This is a genomic window from Bradyrhizobium sp. BR14999 (assembly GCF_056106085.1).
Genome location: NZ_CM148536.1, coordinates 2907558 through 2933294 on the forward strand (window position 1 = coordinate 2907558; position 25737 = coordinate 2933294).

Genomic DNA, 25737 nt, shown 5'->3' on the forward strand with positions numbered 1-25737 from the left:
GTTTCCCTCCCTGCGAAATAACAGCGCGCTCGCACAGTCGCGCCGCATGACCCTATGCATGGTACACACAGTTGGCAGACAAATTCACGTATCTGTATTCAGTTTTTCCAGCTAAAGAACGCAACCGAGGGAACGTCCGGCGCAGCAATCGGCCATGGCCTTTTGGGTGGGTCACGCGAAGAGAAGAGAGATTGCGCGCGGTCGCGGCTGCCACGGTCATTTTCCAACTCGCCTCAAGATCGGGCCCGTGAGTCGCCGCTGCTCCCAATAAGGAGATCAAGAACATGGATTTCGCGCTCACCGATCAGCAGGAAGCCATTCGCGACGCCATCGCCAAGATCTGCGAAGGCTTCCCCGATGCCTATTGGCTGAAGAAGGACCACGACGGCGGCTTCCCGCACGACTTCCACAAGGCGCTGGCCGATGCCGGCTGGCTCGGCATCTGCGTGCCGGAGGAGTATGGCGGCTCCGGGCTCGGAATCACGGAAGCCGCGATCATGATGCGCACGATCGCCGAATCCGGTGCCGGCATGTCCGGGGCGTCCGCGGTGCACATCAACGTGTTCGGGCTCAATCCCGTCGTCGTATTCGGCACCGAGGAGCAGCGCAAGCGCATGCTGCCGCCGATGGTCGAGGGCCGCGAGAAGGCGTGCTTCGCCGTCACCGAGCCCAACACCGGCCTCAACACCACCCAGCTCAAGACCCGCGCGGTCGCCAAGAACGACCGCTACATCGTCAACGGCCAGAAGGTGTGGATCTCGACCGCGCAGGTCGCGCACAAGATCCTGCTGCTGGCGCGCACCACGCCGCTGGAAGAGGTACGCTCGCCGACCCACGGCCTCAGCCTGTTCTACACCGATTTCGACCGCAACACGATCAAGGTCCACGAGATCGAGAAGATGGGCCGCAAGATCGTCGATTCCAACGAGCTGTTCTTCGAGGACTTTGAAATTCCGATGGAGGATCGGATCGGCGAGGAAGGCAAAGGCTTCCAGTACATCCTCGAAGGCATGAACCCCGAGCGCATCTTGATCGCCGCGGAAGCCGTGGGCCTCGGCAAGCTCGCGCTGTCGCGCGCGACCGAGTACGCCAAGACGCGCGTGGTGTTCAACCGCCCGATCGGCAAGAACCAGGGCATCCAGCATCCGCTGGCGGTGAACTGGGTCGAGCTCGAGGCGGCCTGGCTGATGGTGATGTCGGCGGCCTGGCAATACGACAAGGGCATGCCCTGCGGCGCCGCCGCCAATGCGGCAAAGTATCTCGCCGGCGAAGCCGGTTTCTCGGCTTGCGAGCAGGCGGTGATGACCCATGGCGGCTTTGGTTACGCCAAGGAATTCCACGTCGAGCGGTACCTGCGCGAGATCCTGATCCCGCGCATCGCGCCGGTCAGCCCGCAGCTTGCGCTCAGCTTCATCGCAGAAAAAGTGCTTGGCCTCGCCAAGTCCTATTGATCTGCGGATTGTCCGGCAGGATCTGCGATGTCTCGGAGAAACCTCGCTGATCGATCCATGCTGACGGCTATCGATGCAGCTGCGCGGCTTCGCGAGATAACTCAATTCATCATCGCAAGCGTCGGGCGCTGGCTCTCGCCGGACCCGATGATCCCAGGCAGATCCGCCGCCTCGCCGGCGATCATGCCCGACATCTGCCAGAACAGATGGGCGAGGCGGGAGAACACCAGCCGCTCGCGCTCGGCAGGAACCGTGCCATCGGGGATGGTCACGGTTTCCAGGCCGACGACCTTCTTGAAATCCGGCCAGATCGTCATCGACTGCGCGATCACGGAGTAGCAGCGTGGATCCTCGTCGCTCTCGTCGGGCGCGGGTGGCAGGCCCGGATATTGCGTCGCCGCGGCGTAGAATTTGTAGGCGCCATAGCCGAGCTGAAGCAGGAATTTTTCAGAGATGGCGGCGTCGGCGGCAAAGGAGACCAGGCGGGCTTCGCTAAGCATGTCCGGGTCGATCGCGTCGAGGTCGGATGCGCGGAGCGCCGAGCAGAAGGCGAGCTCGCGATTGTGTTCGCGGAGCAGATTGGCCAGCGGCTGCTGCTGCTGAACGGTGTCGGTGAGAAGGATGATGGTCTTGAGCATCTGGGATGTTCCTCAGGGGAAGAGGTGGCGTGCGGTCGTGACCGCGTCGTCGGAAGCACAGGTGGCGAAGAAATCGTTGGCGATGCGCTGTCCCGGCGCGATCTCCAGGATGCGGTAACGGGCCAAGCCAGCGGCTTCGCGTACGGCGCCGACGTCCTCCTGCCAGGCGCAGAGCGACAGCTCCAGCCGGCCGTAGCCGCCGCAATCGGCGGCATAAGCGCCCGTCACAGCCTCAACGGTGGCGGCCACCGCGCCGGCATCGCTGGTGGAAATGTCGCGCAGGATCACGGCGATGCCGTTGCCGGCTTCGGGTTTCGAGGTCATGACCATGAAGGCGTCACGCGCGCCGGTGCGGCCGGCGCGGCGGGCCGTGCGCACGATGCCTGCAAAGCCGGGATCGGGGCCGAGCTCGAGTGTCGTCGTCTGCTGGTCGTGCAGGATCGTGGCCCGCATCGCACTGAGGTCGCCGTTCAGCGCGTGATAGGACCGCGGCAGCCATACGGTGTCGAGCGGCACCTGTGACGACGTCAGGCTCCAGGCCTGGTCCAACAGATAGCCCTCCCAGATCGCGGGATAGGAGGCGGCAAGCTGTTGCCATGTGCGAAGCAGCCGCTCCGCATCGGCGGAGCGGCCGAGATAGAGCGTGCGCGCCGACATCTCCCACCGATTCCACTTGTGGAGCGCCACGTCGCAGCCGAGGAAGGAGGGCAGCAGCGGCGCTTCGCGCAAGGCCGCCTCGGCGTCGACGTACAGCAGCGGCTCGCGATATTTGTTCCACATCCGCACAATGAACTCCGCCTTCTCGAAGCAGAGGATGCGGTCATCGAACTCCGTCTCGACCGGCTCGATATGGCAATCGAGGTGCAGGCGTTCGACCGATTGGCGGAGGCGTAGGGGCGCCGCCTCGTCGCTGCCGCGCGGATAGCAGGAGATGATCCGCGGCCGGAGCGTGCAGGCGTCGGCCGTGACGAGGAATTTCGACCAGCCGATGCCGCCCCACCACATCTCGTGCGGGCCGTCCGCGCCGCAGGGGCCGACGGTGCCGAATTCGGTCAGCTTGGACTTGAGGAAATCAAAGCCGGGATTCTCGCTTCGGGGAATGACGACGGCGCAGGCGGGATTGAGCGCGCGGTAGAGCAGCTCGGCTGCCGCGCCGCTCGGAGGCTCCTCGAGGATGATGACGCCGTTGCGCCCGTCCGGGACGCCATCGAGCGTCGGCGCACCGTACTGGCCGACGAGCCAGGCAAGCCGGTCGCGCTGGGGCCGGCCGAGCCGGATGCCGCCGGATTGCAGCAGCCGATCAAGATTCGCGCGTGTCTCGTCCGTCAATTCCGTGCCCCCTCGTAAGCCCTTGGACTTCAACGGTTGGGGCGGCGCGATCAGGCGGACTATTTCGGGCTGGCGCCGAGCGATGTGATCGCAATGGAATAGATCGCGATCTCCTGCGTCATCGGGAGGACCGGGATCAGCAGGCAGCCGTCCTCGGTGTCAGTGCGGTAGTGGCCGCCGTTCTGCTGCACGCCGGCATAGACCAGGACGTCGGCCGCAATGCCGATCACCTCCTGGCTGCCGGCAGCATCGCGAACGTCGTCGCCGTGCTGCACGGTCACGCCATGAAGAAGACCCTCGGGCGCGAATTTTGCCAGCGGCAGCGCGATCACGGCGATTGCCATGGTGCGGGCCAAGGGAACGCGCAGGCGCAGCTCGCCGACCCCGTTGCGATGGATGGTCACGCGCTCCATCGTTGCACTCCCGTCGGCACGGAACAGGCCGACCTGAACCCGCTCGCAGGGCCTTTCCTCGAAGACGTCTGCGGGCAGGCGGTTGGCACCGAACAGCACATAGAGATAGCCGTAGGACGGTGACAGCGCGGCAAAGCTGCCGGCGAGCCACATCGGCGGCGCAGCCGCGGTGCAGGCGGCCGAGAGGCCGCGGGCGGTGATCTGGTCGCGCACGAATTGCCTGTCGAGCAACGGCGCGAGCGCATGGGTGCCGAGATTGACGTCGTGCTTCAACGTGCCGAGCAGCGCCAGCTCGTCATCGTCGGGCAGCAGCAGGAGCCGTGCCAGCGTCGCCGCGCACCAGCGCGCGGCGACGTCGGGTGCAGCGTGAGGATCGAGGCGGTAGTTGCGCGCGATCTCGCCTGCACTCGCCGCGAAAGCCAGCGCGCCGGCCTGGATCTCCGCGGCGAGCGCCACCTGCTCGGCGGGACGTGGATTGATCTCGCGCAGCACCGCGCCGCCGTCGTAGTCGCGCACCGAGCCGTCGGCGGCGCAGCAGGCCTGCTCCAGCAACGCGACGTTGCGGATCAACATGCGTTTGACGTGCGGCGTGACCACGAGATCGGAGATGAAGCCGGCCGCGCTGTCCTCCTCAGTGAGATCGTCGAAGGCGTCGTCGAGCGACATCAGATAGGCGCCGTGGAGGCGGATCTTGATGCCTTCCAGGTCGAAGACGCGGCGCAGCGCCTTTTGCACGCTGCCGGAATAGCCGAGATCGGCGAGGACGAGATCGGTGCAATCGTCGAAGCCGGGGATGGCATGGCGGAGATAGGCGAGCAGCCGGGCGCGCAGGCCCGCGCCGAGCCCGACGATCTCGGCCGGATCCATCAGTCCGGGAAGCGCCTCGGCGAGCTCTTCGCCGGAGGCGATGCCACCGGGACAGCCGGCGAAGAACGCTGCCACCTTCGGCGGCATGATCTTGAGCATGTCGTGGAAGGTCGGCGCGTCGATCTTGAAGACCTTGCCGAGAAGATCGACCAGCGGCTGCATCGTGTCGGCCGACGCGATCAGACTGACTCGGCGGTTTATCTCGAGATAGGAAGCCGTCCCGCCATGCAGATCCTGCCAGATCCGGTGCGACAGGAAGCCGTCGCGGCCGAGAAAGCCGAGCGCGACCTGCCGGCCGTTGCCCGCAAGGTCTTCGCAGCGTCGCGCCACGAAAGCGTCGAATGCCGCCATCACGGGGCCTAGAACGGTCAGACCCAGATGGAAGGCTGGGGACCTCTCGACACTGCGGCCGGCGACCACGCGCCGCAGCGTCCGCGCGCCGTGATCGAGCCGCGATGGCGCGCCCGTGCACAGCAGCTCGAACAGTGCCGTCTCGCGCTGAAACTTCGAAGCCAATTGCGCGGTCGCCTGCGGATAATAGCGGGGGTGGATGCCGTGGCGCTTGGCGCCCTTGATGTCGGCCTTGTCGTTGTCGCCGACATGGAAGGAGGAGGCGGCGTCGATACCCTGCTCGGAGAGATATGTGGCGAACAGTGTTTCGCTCTTGCTGCTGCCATGGTCGCAGGACGCATAGAGGAAGTCCCATGTCAGTTCGGGACGGCAAGCCCGCAGCAAATGGCCCAGCCGCTCGGAATCCCAATACGTGTCGGAGATGAATCCGACGTGATTGCCGGCGCGCTTCATGTCCAGATATTGCCTGATCATGTCGGGATTGGCGCGGCAGAGCTCGAGTTCGGCGGCGAACTCGGCCTCGACCAGATCGTTCAGGTCGCCGCGTGAAAGGCCGAACAGCCTGAACGGAAAATAGGAATAGATCTCGGCGATGTGCACTTCGCTAGCACCGCGCTTCTCCTTCGCCGTTCGGCGCGCGCGCGATTCGGCCTGGATTCGATGCTGAACGAAACTCGTGGAAACATTCGGACGAGATCTTGAAATGTCCAAAAGCTCGTAAGTCCTTTCAAATACGCCATCCGGCGTCGTGCAGGCGCGCAGCAGAAACGTATCGAAAACATCGAATGACCAAGCAGAAACAATTTGCGCACGGCGCTCTGCGCCGGCCGTCGCTAACTTCATGCTGCAATTCCCCGTCCACCAACACGATTAACGTGCGCATGCGTGGAGTCAGGCGCTACGAATGCGAAAAAAATTCACGCGCGATTCAAAATCGCGCTCGTCGCGACTGACAGATTCAAAAAAATCGCTAGGTTCGAAAAAGGTGATTCGGAAAAAATTGCCGAGTGCAGAAGTCGTCGCGCGTTCATTCACACTCGGAAACGATCGCTTCTTCACGCGCTGCGCGCGTGTCGCGTGCGATCACCTAGTGCCGCGTAATGTCAGCGTTTTCTTACCGCTACATCTGTTCAGGATGGATGATCCGCCATGGCGCGAGACGATGTGATGATTGCAGGATTGACGCGCGCACTTCGCGCACAGTCGGCAATTATTGCCCGATACTCGGCAAAAGTGACCTGCTAACATCTTGAAAAACAACAAAAATTCTCCGCCTGGATTGTTTGGGCCCCGCGTTCAACGCCTGGAAGCCGTGTGGCATGTGCGCCGCCGGCATTGCGGGTTGGAGGTTGCGGGATGAGTTACGCTGCTGATGTCATGGCTCCCGCCGAGGCCGAGATCACGGGGCCGGCCGATGCGGTCATGCCGGTGACGCCGTCGGTGCCGCTCGCGCCTGACAGCTCGCCTGATACCGCCGATGTCGTCTTCGACGAGGACAGCGAACTGCTGGATAGGCTAGCGGCCGGCGACGAAGCCGCGTTCCGCATGCTGGTCGAGCGCCATATCGATCGCGCTTACGCGATCGCGCTGCGCATCGTCGGCAACGCTGCGGACGCCGAGGACGTGGTGCAGGACACTATGCTCAAGATCTGGAGCCATCGCGGACGCTGGCAGCACGGCCGCGCCAAATTCTCGACCTGGCTCTACCGAGTCATCTCCAACCGCTGCATCGATCTCCGGCGCAAGCCGCGCAACGAGAATGTCGAGACGGTGCCGGAAGTCGCCGACGCCCAGCCCGGCGCCGTCGAAATCATCGAGCGCAACGAGCTGAATGACATGTTGGAGCTCGCGATGCAGCGCCTGCCCGAGCAGCAGCGCATCGCGGTGATCCTGTCGTATCACGAGAACATGAGCAATGGCGAGATCGCCCAGGTGATGGACACCACGGTGGCTGCGGTGGAGTCGCTGCTCAAGCGCGGCCGCCAGCAGCTCCGACAGCTCCTGCGCAAGCACGAGCGCGACATCCGCACCGCGTTTACCGACTGCTAACCATAAAAATCGCCTCGCGAAAAATTTCGCGCCTGATCTCTTTGCGCTCCGCCGTTTGAGCGAACGGACGGGGCTGCGGTCCGCGTCGTCGTAAGTCGATTTCAACGATGCGGCACGCTTGCCCATCAGCACAGGAGCTTCCAATGCCCGCAATCAACACCAATACCGCCGCCAATGCCGCGGTCCGCTACCTCAACATCAACTCCTCGCAGGAAACCAGCTCGCTCTCGAAGCTGTCGAGCGGTTCGCGCATCACGTCCGCGTCCGACGATGCCGCCGGCCTTGCGATCTCCACCCGCATCTCCTCGGACGTCACCACCTTGCAGCAGGCCGCGACCAACGCCTCGCAGGCCACCGCGATCCTCCAGACCGCGGATGGCGGCGCCTCGAACATCTCCGACATCCTGGCGCGCATGAAGTCGCTGGCTTCCGAATCCGCTTCGGGAACCACGACCGACTCCAGCCGCGCCTATATCAACTCGGAGTTCACGCAGCTCACGAGCGAAATCGATTCGATCGCCTCCGGCACTCGCTACTCCAGCCAGAGCCTGCTCGATGGCTCGAGCGTGTTCGCCTCCGGCGTTTCGGTGCTGGTCGGCTCCTCGGGCTCGGACACCATCACGATCACGCTCACGAGCCTCACGGCCTCTTCGCTCGGCGTGTCCTCGCTCGACGTCAGCACGCTGTCGGATGCGACCTCGGCGTTGACCGCGCTGGATACGGCGATCGACACGGTCTCCGCGGCCCGCGCCAGCATCGGCGCCCAGGAGTCGCGGTTCAACTTCAGCGCGGACTCGATCTCGACCCAGACCCAGAACCTGCAATCCGCGAACTCGGCCATCAAGGACGTCGACATCGCGGCCGAACAATCCAAGCTCTCCTCAGCGGAAGTGAAGACGCAGGCTGCCGTGTCGGCGCTCGCCGCGGCGAACCAGATGCCGCAGTACCTGCTCAAGCTGCTGGGCTGATGAAATCCAGGGCGGGCCGGCATGATGCCGGCCCGCCCTCTATCAGGGACCGCCACGCAAAGTGACCACCGTCAGTTCCAGCACCAGCACAAGCTCCACGAGTTCGGCAGTCTCGGTCACCACGAGCGGGACCACCAATTCGAGCAGCATCGACTGGTCGGCGCTGATCCAGGCCGCCGTCGACGCCAAGACCGCGCAGGCCACGACGATCTCGACCTCGATCACGAACAACGAGGCGAAGATCTCGGCGTATCAGACGCTCCAGAGCGATTTGAAGACGCTGTATTCGGGGCTGGCGTCGCTGGCGACCTCGGTCGTCAACTCGCTTTCCAGCAGCGCATTCGCCACACGCGCGGCAAGTATCGGTTCGACGGGAGACGTGAGCGCCTCCTCGGCGCTCTCGATGACCCTTCAGAGCGGTGCCGCGACGGGCGACCACACGCTGACGATCAGCCAGCTCGCGACCGCGCAGAAGGTGATCGGCACCTCGCAGTCGAGCCAGACCGACGAGCTCGGCTATTCCGGCACGTTTTCGATCGGTCTCGAAGGCGGTGCTACGTCCGACATTACCGTCACCAGCACGATGTCGCTCCAGGACGTCGTCGATGCCATCAATGCCCAGACCTCGACCACCAACGTCCAGGCATCGATCGTGCAGGTCTCCAGCGGCTCATACGAGATGGTGTTGACGGGCACGGAGGATGCCGCCGACATCACCTATTCCAGCACGTCGGGCGACGACATCCTGAACGAGCTCGGCGTGACCGACAGTTCGGGGTATTTCGCCGACGTGCTTCAGGAGGCGCAATCGGCGGAGTTCACGCTCGACGGCATCGCGATGACCCGCGACACCAACGATATCTCCGACGTCCTGAGCGGGGTCACCTTCAGCCTGCTCCAGGCAACGCCCGACGGAACGACGCTGAACATCAGTATCGAGCCCGATACCAGCCAGATCGAATCGGCGATCGAGACCTTCGTCACCAACTACAACGCGTTTCGCGACGAGGTCATCGCCCAGCAGGCGACCGCGACGGACGGAACGGCAGCGTCGAGCGCGGTCCTGTTCGGCGACGGAACCATGCGCAACATCATGGATGCGCTGCAAAATGCCCTGAACAGCACCGTGGGCGGGCTGACCATGGCCGACCTCGGTCTGTCGTTCAACGAGAACAACGAGCTCGAGCTCGACACCAGCACGCTTTCGGACATCCTGACCACCAATCTCAGCGGCGTGACCAAACTGCTGTCGGCGCAGACGACGACGTCGTCCAGCCAGCTCAGCGTCATCAATACCGGGACATCGCCGCAATCCTTCACCCTGGATCTGGCGGTCGATTCCGATGGAAACCTCACCTCGGCCTCGGTCAGTGGCGACTCCTCGCTGTTCACGGTCAGCGGCAACACCATCATCGGCGCCTCCGGCTCGATCTATGCCGGCATGGCCTTCACCTATGGCGGATCGACCTCCCAGTCGATCACGGTGACATCGACCTCGGGCATCGCGACGCAGCTCTATCAGGTCGCGAAGAACTATTCGTCCTCGACTGGCGCGCTGCAAACGCTGATCACCAACCTCACGACGCGCGATGAAGAGCTGCAGCAGAAGGTCGACGACATCAACAGCGCGGCGTCGACCCTGCAGTCGCAGCTGGAGACGCAATACGCGAAATATCAGGCCGCGATCGAGAGCGCCAACAGCACGCTGACATATCTCAAGGCATTGCTGAACAGCTCGTCGAGCGATTGATCGGATCGAGTGAATTGATGATGCATAATCCAACCGCGTACATGGCCAATCAGGCCTATCGGGGCACGGCAACCACCGTACCGCCGCTCAAGGCGGTGTCGATGCTGCTCGGCGGCGCGATCACCTTCCTCCAGAAGGCGCTCGCGGCCCAGGAGGCGCGCCGCTTCGAGGAAGGGCACGAATACGTGATGAAGGCAACCGCGATCCTCCGCGGCCTCAGCCACAATCTCGATTTCGCCAAGGGCGGGGCGGTCGCCGAGCGGCTGTTCCAGACCTACAACGCCCTCATCCTGGCGAGCCTGAAGGCCTACGGCCGGCCGCACGCCCGACAAGCTTTTCAGCGGATCATTGCCGCTTTGGCCGAGCTGCGCGAGGCTTGGGAGTCCGTCGATGCGACCGTGCGGGGCGGCAAGGCCGTACCGACCGGTTCGGTCCGCACGGGCTAGGCCTCGGCTTCCCGATCCAGAGGGCAGGGGAGGCGTCCACCTTCAATTCCGGCCGGCTTCCGTGGTGCTGCGGACGCTTTTGCGCTTCAGTCCGCCGAAATCCGGTTTTCGGCATGCCGGCAATGCTTTATGACGGGCCTGACCGAAGCGGAATCGGCGGGCGATGGACGTCACCGAGTTTGAGGAACTGATCGATCGGCTGGGCGAGGATCTCTCGCTCTGGCCCGATGACCGGCGTTTGCCCGCCGAAGAGCTGCTGACGCAATCGGCCACCGCGCAAGCGCTGCTGGAACAGGCGCGCGCCTTGCGCCATGCGCTCGCCGCACCTCCGGTCCGCGCGCCCAAAGGCCTCGCCGACCGCATCGTCGCTGCGGCAGCGAAAATGAAAGACGAGACTGCCGAGCCGCGCACCGAAGGCGAGACGGCGGAGAGCTGAGCGGCTCTTTCTGACAAATTGTGTCTCTTTCACCTCACCCCGATTGCGGGGAGAGGGAACGCAGCGGCAGCGCGCCGCTAAATCAACCTGACATCATCGCACTTCTAAACGCGCGCACGGCAGATTTTGCCGTGTCGAAAGCTGTTTTTGCGCGGGCGAATCCGCGCCTGAATCCACGCGCCCACGCGTTTCATCAGCACACAGATTTCACGTGCCGCCCGCCGACATCGTCACCGCCGGCCGCACGAGAACCGGAGTGACCGATGACCGTTTCCGCGACGAGCTCCGTCTCGACAGCCACCACGACGACGTCGTCGTCGAGCACATCGTCCAGTTCGACGCTGACCTCCAGCGACTTCCTCAGCCTGCTCGTCAGTGAGCTTCAGAACCAGGATCCGCTGAACGCGACGTCGACCACCGACTTCATCAATCAGCTCACCTCCTACGCCAATTTCACTCAGCAGCAGTCGATCAACTCCAACATGTCGTCGCTGGCGAGTTCGTTCTCGAGCCTCGTGACGCTCAACTCGGTGAACTACATCGGCCACACCGTCGAGGCGAAGACCGACACGTCGACCCTGAGTAACGGCTCGGCGACCTTCGGCTACTCGCTGTCCTCGGCGGCCTCGAACGTATCGATCAGCATCTCGGACTCTTCCGGCAATGTCGTCTACACCGGCGCCGGAACGGGAAATGCGGGCTCGAACAGCTTCACCTGGGACGGCAAGGATTCCAGCGGCAATCAGCTCTCCGATGGCGGCCAGTACACGATCTCGGTGACGGCGACAGATTCCGCCGGCAACTCGGTGCTCAACTACACGACCGTCACCGGCACGGTGACCGGCATCGACACCTCGACCTCCACGCCCTCGCTCACGGTGAACGGTGTCGCCGTCAGCGCCGCCAACATCCTCGGCGTCACGTCCTGATCTGACATCCTGATTTCCTCGGAGTTTCATCATGAGTCTCACCGGTGCATTGTCCTCGGCGATCTCGGCGCTCAGCGCCCAGAGCCAGTCCCTGTCGATGATCAGCGACAACATCGCCAACTCCGATACGACCGGTTACAAGACCACGTCGGCGATGTTCGACGCGCTCGTGACCGCGTCCAGCAATACGACCTCCTACGCCTCGGGCGGCGTCACCGTCTCGGGCCGCGCCAACATCACCCAGCAGGGCCTGCTGGCTGCGACCTCCAATGCCACCGACGTTGCGATCCAGGGGTCCGGATTCTTCGTGGTGACCAATGCCACCACCGGCGGCACCGTCGCCTATACGCGTAACGGCGCCTTCACGATCAACAATGCGGGCTATCTCGAGAACAACGGCTATTATCTCGAGGGGTGGCGCACCGATGCCGACGGCAACGTCGTCGGCAGCGAATCGGCGAGCAATCTCGAGGCCATCAACACCCAGGTCGCCTCGACCAGTGGCAGCGCCACCACCAAGACCACGATCGCGGCGAACCTGCCGTCGGACGCTGCCACCGGCGACACCTATACCAGCTCGATGACGGTCTACGATTCGCTCGGTGCAGCGAACACGATGCAGATCACCTGGACCAAGACCGGGACCAACGCCTGGAGCGCGAGCTTCGCCAATCCAACGTCGGCCTCGGATACCACGACCGCGACGGGCACAGCCTCGGGCATGATCGACATCACCTTCAACAGCGACGGCTCGCTCGCCAGCACCAGCCCGGACCCGGCCACCGTGTCGATCACGGGCTGGACCGACGGTGCGGCCGACAGCACCATCACGATGGACGTCGGCACCGCCGGGGGCACCGATGGTCTGACGCAATACGCCTCCGGCGAGACCACGCCGTCGGTCAACGTCACCAGCATCGATTCGGACGGCCTGTCCTACGGAAAATTATCCAGCATCTCGATCGGCAAGGACGGCGTGGTCGACGCCACCTATTCCAACGGCCAGACCATTGCGATCTACAAGATTGCGGTGGCGACCTTCGCCGATCCCAACGGGCTCGCGGCTTCCAGCGACGGCATCTACTCGGCGACGGTGACGTCGGGCAACGCCGCCTTGCAGGCCTCCGGCGAGAACGGTGCGGGCACGATCTACGGCAGCGAGCTGGAATCGTCGACCACCGACACCTCCAGCCAGTTCTCGAGCATGATCTCGGCGCAGCAGGCCTATTCCGCCGCGTCCCAGGTCATCTCCACCGTCAACAAGATGTACGACACCCTGATCTCGGCGATGAGGTGAGCGATGCCCGGTGAAAAGGCAAGCACGACGGGCGAAGCGCTGCTGCGCCGGTTGCGGCGGCTGGTCGGCCGCGCCGCAACCGTCACAGGCCGCGACCGCAAGCAATTGCTCGCGCTGCTCGACGATTTCGAGACGACCCGCCGCGGCCTGTTGAAGCAGTGCGCGGAGATCGAGGGCGAGATGAGGCAGGCCGCCGTCAGGGCAACCGCGATCGGCACGTATCTGCGCAACTCGCAAGTCCACCGCGGCAAACGGCACAACTAGAAGGCAATGATCATGAGTGTAGCTCAAGCCAAGAGCCAAGCGAGGACGAACGCTGCGAGCGGCGACGCACGGATCAAGTCGCTGATCGTGCTCATCGATGCGCTGACCGCGCTGGTCGTGGAGGAGAACGCCGAGCTTGCCAAGGGCTTGCCGGCCTCGCGCTTGAAGCAGGTCGACGAGAAGAATCAGCTGGCGGAGATCTTCGAACGGACCGTTGCCGAATGTGCGGCGGGCACGACCAGCCTGAACGTGGGGGACCGGATCCTGCGCGAGCAGCTGATGGAGCGGATCCTGAAGCTGCGCGCGGCGATGGACGAGAATCTGGTGCGCCTGCGCGCGGCGATCGAGGCCAGCAACCGCCGGATCGAAGCGGTCATGCAGGCGATCCGCGAGCAGATCGCGACGGTGTCGCCCTACGGGGCCTCGGGCCGTGTCGCCGCGCGCGCGGTCTCCAGCGGCACCTGCCGCAGCGCCTGACGAGCCGAGGAAGCTGCCGTGTCACTCGATATCGCACGATCGATCGCCTTCAGCGGGCTGTCGTCGACGTCCGTGCAGATCAGCGTGACGTCCTCGAACATCTCGAACGCCGACACGACGGGCTACACCCGGAAGACCGCGAACCAGTCCAGCAGCGTCACCAACGGTGTCGGCACCGGCGTCACGGTGACCGGCATCACCTCGACGGTCGACAAGCTGCTGCTGAAGTCGCTGATCGCTGCGACCTCCGAGCTCGGCTCGGCCGACACCGCCAACACCTATCTGACCTCGCTGCAGAAGCTCTACGGATCGACCAGCAGCACCGACGATTCGTCGACCGGGACCTCGCTCGCCAACAGCATTGCCTCGCTCGAATCGGCGCTGTCGTCACTGGCGAGCACACCGAGCAGCGCTTCGCTGCAATCCAACGTCGTCAGCGCACTCGACGACGTCGCGAGCCAGTTGCGGGAGACCTCAAGCGGCATCCAGAAGCTCCGCGCCGATGCCGACCAGGACATTGCGTCCGCGATCGACGATGTCAACGCGGACCTGGAGCAGATCGCGGATCTGAATGCCCAGATCAAGCAGACGGCGGCAGCGGGCCAATCGACCGCGGACCTGGAGGACCAGCGCAACACCGCGCTCCAGTATCTCGCCTCGAAGATGAATATCAGCTATTTCACGGCGTCGAACGGCGATCTCCAGATCTACACCAATTCGGGCCAGGCGCTGGTCGATTCGTCCGCGCACACGATCAGCTATACCGCTGCGGCCAACGTGACGGCATCGACGACCTACACCGCCGGCTCGTCGTCGAACGGCTTCAGCGCGATCACGGTGAACGGGGTCGACATCACCTCCCAGATATCAGGCGGCGGTATCGGCGCGCTCATCACGCTTCGCGACACGACCCTGCCGGCGGCGCAGTCCCAGCTCGACCAGCTCGCGCAACAGCTTGCCTCGGCGATGAACAGCGTCTCGAACGGCGCTTCGTCGGTGCCGGCGCCGACGAGCCTCACCGGCACGACTGTTGTCACCAGCTCTACGGCGCTCTCCGCCACCGGAACGGTGCGCATTGCCGTCACCGATCAGAGCGGCAATCTGGTCTCCTATGGCGATCTCGATTTGTCGTCCTATTCCACCGTCGGGGATCTCGTCACGGCCATCAACGGCATTTCCGGATTATCCGCCTCGGTCGATGCGGACGGCCATCTCTCGATCACGGCGACCGGATCTGGCAATGGCGTCGCCATCAACGAGATGACGAGCTCGGTGGGAGGCTCGGGTGAGGGATTTTCGGAATATTTTGGCCTCAACGATCTCGTGACCGGAACGAGCGCGGCTGATATCGCGGTCAACAGCAAGATCCTGTCGGGCACCAACGAGCTTCAACTCGCGACGTTGGATTCGTCATCGAGTCTGACGGTCGGCAGCTCCGTACTGCCGTCGGGGTCGGCCACCGTGGTCAATGCATTCTACGACGCATTGACGAACTCCCGGACATTTGCCTCCACCGGTGGGCTTGCCGCCACCACCGGCTCGCTGGCCGACTACGCCTCGGCCATCGTTGCCGATGTCGCAAGCAAGGCGTCCCAGGCGTCGACGAGCTACACCGCCAAGGAGACCGCGCAGTCGACCTATGCGAGCTCGCTGGCGTCGCAGTCGGGCGTCAACCTCGACGAGGAATCCGCCAAGCTCAGCACGCTCCAGAACAAATATTCTGCGGCATCAGCGCTGATCCAGGCGATCAACTCGATGTACTCGGCGCTGCTCACCGCCGTGCAGTCGACGTAAGAGGGGAAGGCCATGGTTGCGATGCGGGTTGCAACCTTCGCGCAGTCGGACAAGATGATCGCCGATGCGATGCGCGTCGAGACGGTCATGGCCAACAAGCAGATCCAGGAATCGTCGGGCGTCGTCTCGACCGATTTCGGCGGCTACGGCGCGGATGCGCAGCATATCGTCAATCTCCAGGTCTCGGTGACGCGCGCGCAATCCTATATCGATGCCGCGACGCTGGCCGACAGCAAGGTCCAGGTGATGTATTCGGCCGTGGGCTCGATGACCGACATCCTCACGCAGCTCCGCTCCCAGCTCAGCGCAGCCTCGACCGGCAGCTCGACCGAGACGAATTCGGTGATCACGACCGCCCAGCAGATGCTGGAGCAGATGGGCTCGCTCATGAACACGCAATATGACGGTCAGTATGTGTTCGCCGGCGGCAAGACCGATACGGCGCCGGTCGATCTCACGAGCTTTTCGTCCGGGACCGGCTCCACCACCACGGCGGACACCAGCTATTATTACGGCGATGACGAGATCGCCTCGGTCCGCGTCGCCTCGGATGAGACGGTGTCGTACGGCGTAACCGCCGACAATGCGGCGTTCGAGGAGGTGATGCGGGTGCTGAAGTTCGTCGCCAACAGCACCTCGCTGTCGTCTTCGGATATTGCCAGCGCGCTCGATCTCGCTGGCACGGCGCTCGACGACACCGCGGCCGTGCAGGCAAAGCTGTCCAGCGCGGCGTCGTCGATCGAGAGCGCGAGCGCCCGCCAGAGCGACTACAAGAGCTATGCCGAGACGCTGTCGAACGACCTCACCGGTGTCGACGTGGCCGCCATCACGGCACAGCTTTCGACTTACCAGGCCCAGCTCACCGCGTCCTATTCGGCACTCGCCAAGATCCTCAGCCTCAATCTCGCGAGCTATTTGAAATAGGTCGGCCTATTCGGCGGCGATCCGTTCCATCGCCATGGCACGAAGCCTGGCGCGCTGGATCTTGACGCCATTGGCACTGTCGGTGACGGGAAAGGCGTCCACGACATAGATCCGCGCCGGCACCTTGTAGCCGGCGAGCCGCTCGCGCAGATGGGCAGTCAGCGCGTCCTGTCGCGGTGGCTCTCCAGCAGGGATCACGAAGGCGACGCAGCGTGCCTGGCCCTTGAGATCGACCGCAACCACCTGAGCGTCGGCCACCCCAGCGCACGACTTGAGCTCGTCTTCGATTTCTCCGGGCGCGACCAGGAAACCGCCGAGCCGCATCGCATCGCCCGCGCGGGTCTCGTAGACGAATGAACCATCGCCGCGCAGGTGGCCGATGTCGCCGGTGCGGAAGAATCCGTCGGCGGTGATCGCTTCGCGCGTCGCCTCGGGATTGTTGAAGTAGCCGAGGAAGCGCGACGGCGCGCTGATCTCGATCTCGCCGGAAACGCCCTGGGCCGCAAGCTCGCCGGTCTCGACATCGCGGACGCGGACTTTCGCGTCCGGCGACATCGGCCAGCCGCCGCCTTCGATGCGGTCGGCGAAGGCATCGCTGCCGCGGCCGATCGAGAACAGCGCCTGCACCTCGCTCGAACCATAGAGGCCGAACAGCGGCATGCCGCGCGCCTCGGCCTCCGCGGCCAGCTCGCGCCAGCCTGGCTGGAATGCGGCGAAGCCGCAGATTTCGAGATGCGGAAACGGACGTGGTGCATCGGTGAGCGCGAGGATGCGGCGGAACATCTCATCCGAGCCGAATGAATGCGTGATCCTGCACGCGCTGAGGATCTTCGCCGCCGGCGCCGCTTCGAAGGCGTCGAGCACATGAATGGTCGCGCCCGCTGCGATGAAACCGAGCAGGCTCGTCATGCCAAAAGTGCCGCAGAACGGCAGCATCGCGAGCAGCGAATGGCGCTGTGGATCAAGCTTGAGCGCTTGGACGATGGAGGCGGCGTGCGTCGCCAGCGTCCGCTGCGAATGCGCGACGAGCTTCGGGCCCCTGGTCGTGCCCGATGTCGTGTAGAGCAGGACCGGCAGGCCGATGTCGTCCTGAGCCGGCGGGGCGGGCGGATAGGGCCGCTCGAAGGCATCGAACCGCACACAAGGCCAGTGCGCCGGGATGGCATCCGCGCCGACCACCGCGAGCTGTCGCAGTGCGGGCACCTCGTCCTTGGCGATATCGGCGAGGATGGCGGCAAAGTCGATCGAGCGGAACGCGGCTTCGACCACCATCAGCTTGGCACCGGACACGCGCAGCAGATGCGCGACTTCCGCGCTGCGATAGCGCGTATTGACGGCGGCGACGACCGCGCCCAGGCGGGCCGCGGCGAACAGCAGTGCGAGCCATTCGATCCGGTTGACCAGCCAGGCCGCGACGACGTCGCCTCTGCCGATGCCCTGCGCGGCGAGCCAGGCGGCGGTCTGCTCGATCCTTCCTGATAACTCCGCGCACGAAACCGGCGTGCCGTCGAACACGAAGGCGGGACTGGCGGTCTCGGTCCGGATCAGCGATTGCAGCGAAAATCTGTCGGTCAGCATGGCAATCGGAGTAACCCGATCGCGCGAAGCTGTCTACTTGGTGCCGAACATCCGGTCGCCGGCATCGCCCAGGCCCGGCACGATGTAGCCGTGGTCGTTGAGCCGTTCGTCGATCGCGGCGGTCCAGACCGGGACGTCGGGATGCTCGCTCTGGAACTTCGCGATGCCCTCGGGCGCGGCCAAAAGGCAGACGAAGCGGATGTCGCGGGCGCCGCGCGCCTTGAGCAGCGAGGAGCCGGCGCAGGCCGAATTGCCGGTGGCCAGCATCGGATCCATCAGGATCACGGTGCGATCGGACAGGTCCTGCGGCGCCTTGAAGTAATATTCCACGGCCTGCAATGTCTCGGGGTCGCGGTAGAGCCCGATATGGGCGATGCGCGCCGAGGGCATCAGCGCCAGCATGCCGTCGAGGAAGCCGACGCCCGCGCGCAGGATCGGCGCCAGCGTGAGCTTCTTGCCCGCGATCTTCGGCGCCTGCATCGGTGCGATCGGCGTTTCGATCTCCACCAGCTCCAGCGGCAGGTCGCGCGTCACCTCGTAGCCGAGCAGCATCCCGATCTCGTTCAGGATCTCGCGAAAGCTCTTGGTCGAGCGGTCCTTCTCCCGCATCAAAGAGAGCTTGTGCTGGACCAGGGGGTGGGCGACGACGTTGACGCTGCTTGTGCTCATGAAACCGCTCTACACGGTTCCGTGAAATTGCGCCAGATCGGTCGGGTCTTTTCCGCGGGATATGCCGCCTCAACCGGGCACAGCGACCGCGCTGCGCGCCCGGTTGCTCGCCTCCTAGGCAGCCATGGTCAGTTCGCGGTCGATCGCCATGCGCATGGCGTCCATGGCCGGCTGGCGCAGGCAGCTCTTCGCGGTGACATTCGACGGCTGGTGGATCGTGCGCAAGCCAGGAGCATAAGTGAGGATTAGACCCCCAGCCCGCGCGCGACGAGCGTGATCATGATCGTCAGGATGGCGCCCCAGACCATGCTCAGCGTCATGGTCAGGACGGTTACGGTGACCGCCTGCTCGAGATTTCCCTTGAAGGGCTGCAAGGTCATGATGGTGGCCCCGCTCAGGCGTGGAGATGCCAGACATAGATTGCGGTCCTGAGCGCAATCAGCGCGGTGAGCACGCTGCCCATCGTGAGCAGGGTCAGCGCGCGGAGCGCGACGCGCTTGAGCTGGGCCTCGCGGAACGGCGATAGCCGCATGGTGCTCTCTGCCCAGCCAAGAGGCCGTTCAAATCCATGTGTCAGCATCGACATTTGAAAGTCCTTGTCCGTGGTGCGGTGAATTGGCCGCTCCGATCTCTCTCACATGATCAGCAGCGATGTGTAGGATTGCGAGATGAACGCCGAGGCTTCCGTATAGGAATCTCATAAGCGCGCAGATCTATGCCCTGACGCTGTCGATCAATTCCTCATCGGCGATCGCGGCGAACGCGCGTACCACCTCTCTCTGCGCGACCGCGTCCAGCGGCACGATCGGAAGCCGTGTATCGGCGGACATCAGGCCAAGCACGCTCAATGCGTATTTGAGTTTCACGAGGATATTCCTTCTGAACGGTGCCGGCGTGGGACGCACGTCCTTGCCGGCGTCCTCAGTATCCTCAGTCGCGAATATGATTTCGAGGGCGGGGGCGCGGCGATCTCATAGGAAGGTCATAAAGCCGGACGTTCAGGCCACATCGTCGACGATGTGGGCCAGCGCGAACAGCGCGCCGAAGGCGACGCCTTCGTCCCAATGATTGAGCGCGGCTCCGAACAGCGGCTCGCGCCTGACGAGGCCAGCGAGCGCGCACAGGATGATCGACATCCAGAGCAGGACGGCGAGGCTCCGGCCGAAGCCGATGCTGCCGAATGCGGCAAAGCCAACGAGCAGCGCGAGGCGGACCGCGAAACGTGCGATCACGCGCGACGGGGTCAGCGTGCGCGGCATGTCGGGAGCTTGCGACACGGCATCGATCCGTCAGGCTGCCCTAGCCGAAATTGTCGCAGACGAGTTGCTCGTAAAGCGGATCCGGCGCAGGACGAACCGAAGGAACGCTCGGTCGCCGCACATCCGCGACCAAAGTCCGGACCTCGAGGAAGGCCGACAGCAAAGCCAGCGCGAGGTCGGCATGGCGCCCCTCGACCGCGGCGTCCAGCCAGTCCGGCAGCTCACGCTCGCGCGACAGCGCGCAATGCCACTCGCCGTCGTCATAGGCGATGCGGCGGACCTGCCACATCGGCAGCTCAAGCTGCACCAGCGCCAGTGCCGCATCGGCCCAGGCCTCGACGTCGATCAGGCGCATGATGCGTGTGGTGCGTTCGCTTTGCCCGAGCGAGGAGACGCGCCGGCAGGCGTGCTCGATGATGTCGAGCATCAGCGGCCGTGTCATCGCCGGTACCGCGCGAAGCCGCTGGCTGAGGGAAGGCGGGTCATGGCGTGGGACAGCGGCGGTCATATCAGGCCTCCTGAAATTGGCGTCGGTCAGTCGGCCGGCATTGCCAAGATGGCCGGGAGGGCATTTGAAAGCGAGATGAGGATCGGGCGAGAGATATAGGGATTTCATAAGTGCGGGGGAGGGCGTGCGCTCATGGAAGGCTCGGTCGCTCACATTCTCCGCTGTCGTCCCGGCGAAGGCCGGGACCCATAGCCACGCAAGGTGGTTCGGCGAAGACTCTTGGTTACCGGCTTCGGGGCGCAACTACTTCCTGGGGTTATGGGTCCCGGCCTTCGCCGGGACGACGGCGCAAAGTTGGGCGAGCCTCAGCCCGCTCGCCTTTATGAGATTCCTATAACGTCGCCATAGGGCTCATCTCGAAAACCTATGTGCGCGGTGGCACCTCAGCGCCGTGAAGTTCCCGGCCGGAGAGGCATGCATTGCATTCGCTCCCAGCAAGCCGCCCGCCGGCCTGAGACGGGCTCGCCGGATATCGTCTCGTATTGAGGAGTATCGTCATGATGGACATTCTGATGCTGGCGCTGGGCTTCGTCTTCTTCGCCCTTGCGATCGGCTACACCTATGCCTGCGAACGGCTGTGAGGGAGCGGATCATGATCTTCGATTATGCCCTCGCCGGCGCCGTCTCCCTCGGCCTCCTGGTCTATCTCACCTATGCGCTGCTGCGGCCCGAGCGGTTCTGAGCCGTGCTGCTGCTCGTCGAATTGCTGCTGGCCGACGCCGTGCTCGTCGCCTGTCTGCTGACGGTGCTCCTGCCGCTGTTGCGCCGGCACCAAGCCTGAAGGGTTAATTCCATGACTGTGATCGGTTGGCTCCAGATCATTCTGTTTTGCGCCATTATCGTTGCGCTGACCAAGCCGCTCGGCTGGCACATGACGCGCGTGTTCAACGGCGAGCGGACGTTCCTGTCGCCGGTGTTGCGTCCGATCGAGGCCGGCATCTACTGGATTTCCGGCGTCGACGAGAAGCGCGAGCAGCACTGGCTGACCTACACGGTCGCCATGTTGCTGTTCCATGTCGGCGGCTTCCTCATCATCTACGGCGTGATGCGGCTTCAGGCCGTGCTGCCCTTCAATCCGGCCGGGCAGGGCGCGGTCGCCGAGGATCTCTCCTTCAACACCGCGGTCTCCTTCATCACCAACACCAACTGGCAGAACTACGGCGGCGAGAGCACGCTGTCCTATCTCGTGCAGATGCTCGGCCTGACGCACCAGAACTTTCTGTCGGCCGCGACCGGCATCGCGCTGGCGATGGCCCTGATCCGCGGCTTCTCGCGCGCTTCGATGCGCACGGTCGGCAATTTCTGGGTCGACGTCGTCAGGTGTACGCTCTACGTGCTGCTGCCGATCTGCGTCGTCTATGCGCTGTTCCTGGTCTGGCAGGGCATGCCGCAAACGCTCGGGCCGTATATCGAGGCGACCACGCTCGAAGGCGCCAAGCAGACCATTGCGGTCGGGCCGGTCGCCTCGCAGGTCGCGATCAAGATGCTCGGCACCAATGGCGGCGGTTTCTTCAACGCCAATGCCGCGCACCCCTTCGAAAACCCGACGGCGCTGTCGAACTTCGTGCAGATGCTGTCGATCTTCACGCTTGGCGCGGCCATGACCAATGTGTTCGGCCGCATGGTCGGCAACCAGCGCCAGGGCTGGGCGATCCTCTCCGTGATGGGCGTGCTATTTCTGGCCGGCGCCGCCATCACCTATTGGGCGGAGGCGAACGGCACCTCGACGCTCCATGCGCTGGGTCTGACTGGCGGCAACATGGAGGGCAAGGAGGTCCGTTTCGGCATCGTGGCGTCCTCGCTGTTCGCGGTCGTTACCACCGCCGCCTCCTGCGGCGCGGTCAATGCGATGCATGACAGTTTTACCGCCCTCGGCGGCATGATCCCGCTGATCAACATCGAGCTCGGCGAAATCATCGTCGGCGGCGTCGGTGCCGGCATGTACGGCATGCTGCTGTTCGTCATTCTCGCGATCTTCGTCGCGGGACTCATGGTTGGTCGCACCCCGGAGTATGTCGGCAAGAAGATCGAGGCGCGCGAGGTCAAGATGGCGATGCTGGCCATCCTGGTGCTGCCGCTGATGATCCTCGGCTGGACCGCGGTCGGCGTGGTCTATCCGGCGGCAGTCGCCTCCATGGCGAATTCCGGACCGCACGGCTTCACCGAAGTGCTCTACGCCTTCACATCGGCGGCCGGCAACAACGGCTCGGCTTTCGCCGGGCTCACCGGCAACACGTTCTTCTACAACCTGACGCTGGCAAGCGCGATGTTCGTCGGCCGCTTCTTCATGATCGTCCCGGCCATGGCGATCGCGGGATCGCTTGCGGAGAAGAAGTCGATCCCGCCGTCCATGGGCACGTTCCCGACCACCGGCGCCCTGTTCGTCGGCCTCGTCGTCGGCGTCATCCTGATCATGGGTGGCCTGACCTTCTTCCCGGCGCTCGCGCTCGGCCCGATCGTCGAACATCTGGCGATGAACGCCGGCAACCTGTTCTGATTTTTGGAGTGACCTCCATGGAGACGATGAAACTGCAAAAACGTGCGCCGATGTCGGCAATGCTCGATCCCAGAATCGTGATGCCCGCGATCCGCGCCTCGTTCACCAAGCTCGATCCGCGGCTGATGGTGAGGAACCCTGTCATGTTCGTGGTCGAGGTCGTGGCTGCGCTCACCACGGTGATCTTCCTGCGTGACATCGTCACCGGTGTTGCCAGCCTCGGCTTCACCTTCCAGATCATCGTCTGGCTCTGGTTCACGGTGCTGTTCGCCAATTTCGCCGAAGCGGTGGCCGAAGGCCGCGGCAAGGCGCAGGCCGAATCGCTGCGCAAGACCCGCACCGAAAGCCAGGCCAAGCTCCTGACCGGGTCCGAGCAGCCGTTCAAGCTCGTGCCTGGCACGAGCCTCAAGGTCGGCGACATCGTGCTGGTCGAGGCCGGTGACACCATTCCTTCCGACGGCGAGGTGATCGAGGGCGTCGCCTCCGTCAACGAGGCCGCCATCACCGGCGAATCCGCACCCGTGATCCGCGAATCCGGCGGCGACCGCTCTGCGGTCACCGGTGGCACGCAGGTGCTGTCGGACTGGATCCGCGTCCGCATCACCGCAGCCCAGGGCTCGACTTTCATCGACCGCATGATCAAGCTGGTCGAGGGCGCCGAGCGGCAGAAGACCCCGAACGAGATCGCGCTCAACATCCTGCTCGCCGGTCTCACCATCATCTTCGTGTTCGCGACCGTCACCATCCCGAGCTATGCGGCCTATGCCGGCGGCTCGATCTCAGTGATCGTGCTGGTCGCCCTGTTCGTGACGCTGATCCCGACGACGATCGGCGCGCTGTTGTCGGCGATCGGCATCGCCGGCATGGACCGCCTGGTGCGCTTCAACGTGCTGGCGATGTCCGGCCGCGCCGTCGAGGCTGCCGGTGACGTCGACACGCTGCTGCTGGACAAGACCGGCACCATCACGCTCGGCAACCGGCAGGCGACGGCGTTCCGTCCTGTGCGCGGCGTCACCGAGCAGGAGCTGGCGGACGCGGCCCAACTCGCCTCGCTCGCCGATGAGACACCGGAGGGCCGCTCTATCGTCGTGCTGGCGAAGGAGAAATACGGCATCCGTGGCCGCGACATGGCCGAGCTTGGCGCCACTTTCATCCCGTTCACCGCGCAAACTCGCATGAGCGGCGTCGATGCCGGCGGCTCATCGGTGCGCAAGGGCGCGGTCGATGCCATGCTGAATTATGTCGGCGGCGGCGCGCCGCTGGCCGTTGCCTCCGGCAACGCGGCGCGGGCAATCCAGCCGGCCGCGCTGTCGGATCTCGGTCGCGAGATCCAGGCCATTGCCGATGATATCTCGAAGGCCGGCGGCACCCCGCTGGCGGTCGCCAGGGACGGCAAGCTGCTCGGCGTCATCCAGCTCAAGGACATCGTCAAGGGTGGCATCCGCGAGCGCTTTGCCGAATTGCGCCGCATGGGCATCCGCACCATCATGATCACCGGCGACAATCCGATGACGGCGGCTGCGATCGCCGCGGAAGCCGGCGTCGACGACTTCCTGGCGCAGGCAACCCCCGAGGACAAGCTCAAGCTGATCCGCGACGAGCAGGCCAAGGGCAAGCTGGTCGCGATGTGCGGCGACGGCACCAACGACGCGCCGGCGCTCGCGCAGGCCGACGTCGGGGTCGCCATGAACACCGGCACTCAGGCCGCCCGCGAGGCCGGCAACATGGTCGACCTCGATTCCAATCCGACCAAGCTGATCGAGGTGGTCGAGATCGGCAAGCAGCTCTTGATGACGCGCGGTGCGCTGACCACGTTCTCGATCGCCAACGACGTCGCCAAGTATTTTGCGATCATCCCGGCGATGTTCCTGGCGTTCTACCCCCAACTCAGCGTGCTCAACGTCATGAACCTGTCGAGCCCGCAGAGCGCCATCCTGTCGGCGATCATCTTCAACGCGCTCATCATCATCGCGCTGATCCCGCTGGCGCTGAAGGGCGTTGCCTACCGCGCCGTCGGCGCCGGCGCGCTGCTCCAACGCAATCTCTTGATCTACGGCCTCGGCGGCATCGTCATTCCCTTTATCGGCATCAAGGCGATCGACCTCGTCGTCACCGCCTTGCATTTGGCATAGCCCGTCATTGCGAGGAGCCCTTGCGACGAAGCAATCCAGGCTGCCTCCATGGAAAGACTCTGGATTGCTTCGCTTCGCTCGCAATGGCGGAAGAAATAGGAGACTAACATGCTCAGAGAAATTCGTCCCGCCATCATGCTCTTGCTGGCGCTCACCGCCATCACGGGCCTTGCCTATCCGCTGGCGATGACTGCCATTGCCGGCACGTTGTTTCCCGTGCAGGCGCAGGGCAGCCTGATCGAGAGGGACGGCAAGGTGGTCGGCTCCGCCCTGATCGGGCAGGAGTTCAAGGAGGACAAATACTTTCACGGCCGCCCTTCGGCGACGGTTGCGCCGGACCCTAATGATTCAACCAAAACGGTGCCGGCGCCCTACAACGCCGCCAATTCGGGCGGCTCCAATCTCGGCCCGACCAGCAAGGCGCTGGCCGACCGGCTGAAGGAAGATGTGGACAAGCTGAAGGCAGAGAATCCGAATGCGGCGGTGCCGGTCGATCTGGTCACGACGTCGGCCAGCGGCCTCGATCCTGATATCTCGCCGGAGGCGGCGCAATTCCAGATACCGCGCGTGGCGAAGGCGCGGAAGATGCCGGAGGATCAAGTCGAGCAACTCGTGGCTGCCAACACCGAAGGCCGTCTGCTCGGCCTGATCGGCGAGCCCCGCGTCAACGTGCTGGCGCTGAATCTCGCGCTCGACCGCGCCGCGAAGTAG

The 25737-nt window shown here is 64.3% G+C and carries 26 protein-coding genes; 16 read left to right on the forward strand and 10 right to left on the reverse strand.

All coding sequences use genetic code 11. The annotated features are described in order from the left end of the window. The first annotated feature begins 284 nt into the window (after positions 1 to 284). On the forward strand, positions 285 to 1451 hold the full coding sequence (locus tag ACR9YP_RS13390; RefSeq protein ID WP_438105748.1) for an acyl-CoA dehydrogenase family protein: 1167 nt from the start codon (positions 285 to 287) through the stop codon (positions 1449 to 1451). A 101-nt stretch (positions 1452 to 1552) separates the two neighbouring features. Here the strand turns inward: ACR9YP_RS13390 and ACR9YP_RS13395 are convergent, their stop codons facing one another. From ACR9YP_RS13395 to ACR9YP_RS13405, 3 genes are read right to left on the reverse strand one after another with little or no spacing between them, the layout of a single operon-like run. Beyond that, the gene (locus ACR9YP_RS13395) at positions 1553 to 2089 is read right to left on the reverse strand and encodes a hypothetical protein (RefSeq protein ID WP_438105750.1); all 537 of its coding nucleotides are present in this window, start codon (positions 2087 to 2089) and stop codon (positions 1553 to 1555) included. 12 nt (positions 2090 to 2101) lie between these two features. After that, complete coding sequence (locus ACR9YP_RS13400) at positions 2102 to 3418, reverse strand: hypothetical protein (protein WP_438105752.1); 1317 nt, start codon at positions 3416 to 3418, stop codon at positions 2102 to 2104. A gap of 59 nt (positions 3419 to 3477) precedes the next feature. Next, positions 3478 to 5892 (reverse strand): hypothetical protein, encoded by a 2415-nt coding sequence (locus ACR9YP_RS13405; RefSeq protein WP_474220130.1) that lies wholly within the window; start codon positions 5890 to 5892, stop codon positions 3478 to 3480. A 513-nt stretch (positions 5893 to 6405) separates the two neighbouring features. Here ACR9YP_RS13405 and ACR9YP_RS13410 point away from each other — a divergent pair. The 11 genes from ACR9YP_RS13410 (at position 6406) to ACR9YP_RS13460 (ending at position 16383) form a co-directional block, all read left to right on the forward strand. Then, positions 6406 to 7098, forward strand: coding sequence for an RNA polymerase sigma factor (locus ACR9YP_RS13410; protein WP_474220131.1), 693 nt, complete (start codon positions 6406 to 6408; stop codon positions 7096 to 7098). 143 nt (positions 7099 to 7241) lie between these two features. Further along, positions 7242 to 8066 carry a flagellin gene (locus tag ACR9YP_RS13415; RefSeq protein WP_091879725.1) on the forward strand — a complete coding sequence of 275 codons (825 nt, stop codon included), beginning with the start codon at positions 7242 to 7244 and terminating at the stop codon, positions 8064 to 8066. Between the two features lie 61 nt (positions 8067 to 8127). Beyond that, entirely contained in the window at positions 8128 to 9816 is a 1689-nt protein-coding gene (fliD, locus tag ACR9YP_RS13420) for a flagellar filament capping protein FliD (RefSeq protein WP_474220132.1), read from the forward strand. A 17-nt stretch (positions 9817 to 9833) separates the two neighbouring features. After that, positions 9834 to 10262, forward strand: a complete 429-nt coding sequence (locus tag ACR9YP_RS13425; RefSeq protein WP_474220133.1) for a flagellar export chaperone FliS — start codon at positions 9834 to 9836, stop codon at positions 10260 to 10262. A 163-nt stretch (positions 10263 to 10425) separates the two neighbouring features. Then, positions 10426 to 10698: a hypothetical protein gene (locus ACR9YP_RS13430; protein WP_438105761.1), complete on the forward strand. Its 273-nt coding sequence runs from the start codon at positions 10426 to 10428 to the stop codon at positions 10696 to 10698. Between the two features lie 263 nt (positions 10699 to 10961). After that, on the forward strand, positions 10962 to 11627 hold the full coding sequence (locus ACR9YP_RS13435; protein ID WP_438105762.1) for a flagellar hook assembly protein FlgD: 666 nt from the start codon (positions 10962 to 10964) through the stop codon (positions 11625 to 11627). A gap of 31 nt (positions 11628 to 11658) precedes the next feature. After that, positions 11659 to 12924: a flagellar hook protein FlgE gene (flgE, locus tag ACR9YP_RS13440; RefSeq protein ID WP_474220135.1), complete on the forward strand. Its 1266-nt coding sequence runs from the start codon at positions 11659 to 11661 to the stop codon at positions 12922 to 12924. 3 nt (positions 12925 to 12927) lie between these two features. After that, positions 12928 to 13188: a hypothetical protein gene (locus tag ACR9YP_RS13445; RefSeq protein WP_438105764.1), complete on the forward strand. Its 261-nt coding sequence runs from the start codon at positions 12928 to 12930 to the stop codon at positions 13186 to 13188. Between the two features lie 6 nt (positions 13189 to 13194). Next, a complete protein-coding gene (locus ACR9YP_RS13450) occupies positions 13195 to 13665 on the forward strand; it encodes a flagellar protein FlgN (RefSeq protein WP_438105766.1) in 471 nt (156 codons plus the stop codon). A gap of 18 nt (positions 13666 to 13683) precedes the next feature. Next, on the forward strand, positions 13684 to 15459 hold the full coding sequence (gene flgK, locus ACR9YP_RS13455; RefSeq protein WP_474220137.1) for a flagellar hook-associated protein FlgK: 1776 nt from the start codon (positions 13684 to 13686) through the stop codon (positions 15457 to 15459). A gap of 12 nt (positions 15460 to 15471) precedes the next feature. After that, positions 15472 to 16383, forward strand: coding sequence for a flagellin (locus ACR9YP_RS13460; RefSeq protein ID WP_438105770.1), 912 nt, complete (start codon positions 15472 to 15474; stop codon positions 16381 to 16383). 6 nt (positions 16384 to 16389) lie between these two features. Here ACR9YP_RS13460 and ACR9YP_RS13465 read toward each other — a convergent pair whose 3' ends face one another. From ACR9YP_RS13465 to ACR9YP_RS13495, 7 genes are all read right to left on the reverse strand, one after another. After that, on the reverse strand, positions 16390 to 17961 hold the full coding sequence (locus ACR9YP_RS13465; RefSeq protein ID WP_438105771.1) for an AMP-binding protein: 1572 nt from the start codon (positions 17959 to 17961) through the stop codon (positions 16390 to 16392). A gap of 33 nt (positions 17962 to 17994) precedes the next feature. Further along, a complete protein-coding gene (upp, locus tag ACR9YP_RS13470) occupies positions 17995 to 18630 on the reverse strand; it encodes a uracil phosphoribosyltransferase (protein WP_474220138.1) in 636 nt (211 codons plus the stop codon). Between the two features lie 245 nt (positions 18631 to 18875). Next, positions 18876 to 19010, reverse strand: coding sequence for a hypothetical protein (locus ACR9YP_RS13475; RefSeq protein ID WP_438105773.1), 135 nt, complete (start codon positions 19008 to 19010; stop codon positions 18876 to 18878). Between the two features lie 14 nt (positions 19011 to 19024). Further along, positions 19025 to 19216 (reverse strand): hypothetical protein, encoded by a 192-nt coding sequence (locus ACR9YP_RS13480; RefSeq protein WP_438105775.1) that lies wholly within the window; start codon positions 19214 to 19216, stop codon positions 19025 to 19027. 127 nt (positions 19217 to 19343) lie between these two features. Further along, positions 19344 to 19496, reverse strand: coding sequence for a hypothetical protein (locus ACR9YP_RS13485; RefSeq protein WP_438105777.1), 153 nt, complete (start codon positions 19494 to 19496; stop codon positions 19344 to 19346). 132 nt (positions 19497 to 19628) lie between these two features. Then, a complete protein-coding gene (locus ACR9YP_RS13490) occupies positions 19629 to 19907 on the reverse strand; it encodes a hypothetical protein (RefSeq protein ID WP_438105779.1) in 279 nt (92 codons plus the stop codon). A 22-nt stretch (positions 19908 to 19929) separates the two neighbouring features. Continuing rightward, positions 19930 to 20397: a hypothetical protein gene (locus tag ACR9YP_RS13495; RefSeq protein ID WP_438105780.1), complete on the reverse strand. Its 468-nt coding sequence runs from the start codon at positions 20395 to 20397 to the stop codon at positions 19930 to 19932. Between the two features lie 592 nt (positions 20398 to 20989). On the opposite strand from ACR9YP_RS13495, the gene ACR9YP_RS13500 reads away from it, so the two are divergent. From ACR9YP_RS13500 to ACR9YP_RS13515, 4 genes are all read left to right on the forward strand, one after another. After that, positions 20990 to 21079 (forward strand): K(+)-transporting ATPase subunit F, encoded by a 90-nt coding sequence (locus ACR9YP_RS13500; RefSeq protein ID WP_166814017.1) that lies wholly within the window; start codon positions 20990 to 20992, stop codon positions 21077 to 21079. 111 nt (positions 21080 to 21190) lie between these two features. After that, positions 21191 to 22894, forward strand: a complete 1704-nt coding sequence (gene kdpA, locus ACR9YP_RS13505) for a potassium-transporting ATPase subunit KdpA (RefSeq protein WP_438105782.1) — start codon at positions 21191 to 21193, stop codon at positions 22892 to 22894. A 17-nt stretch (positions 22895 to 22911) separates the two neighbouring features. Next, positions 22912 to 25026 carry a potassium-transporting ATPase subunit KdpB gene (gene kdpB / locus ACR9YP_RS13510; RefSeq protein ID WP_438105784.1) on the forward strand — a complete coding sequence of 705 codons (2115 nt, stop codon included), beginning with the start codon at positions 22912 to 22914 and terminating at the stop codon, positions 25024 to 25026. Positions 25027 to 25134: 108 nt separating this feature from the next. Continuing rightward, a complete protein-coding gene (locus ACR9YP_RS13515) occupies positions 25135 to 25737 on the forward strand; it encodes a K(+)-transporting ATPase subunit C (RefSeq protein WP_438105786.1) in 603 nt (200 codons plus the stop codon).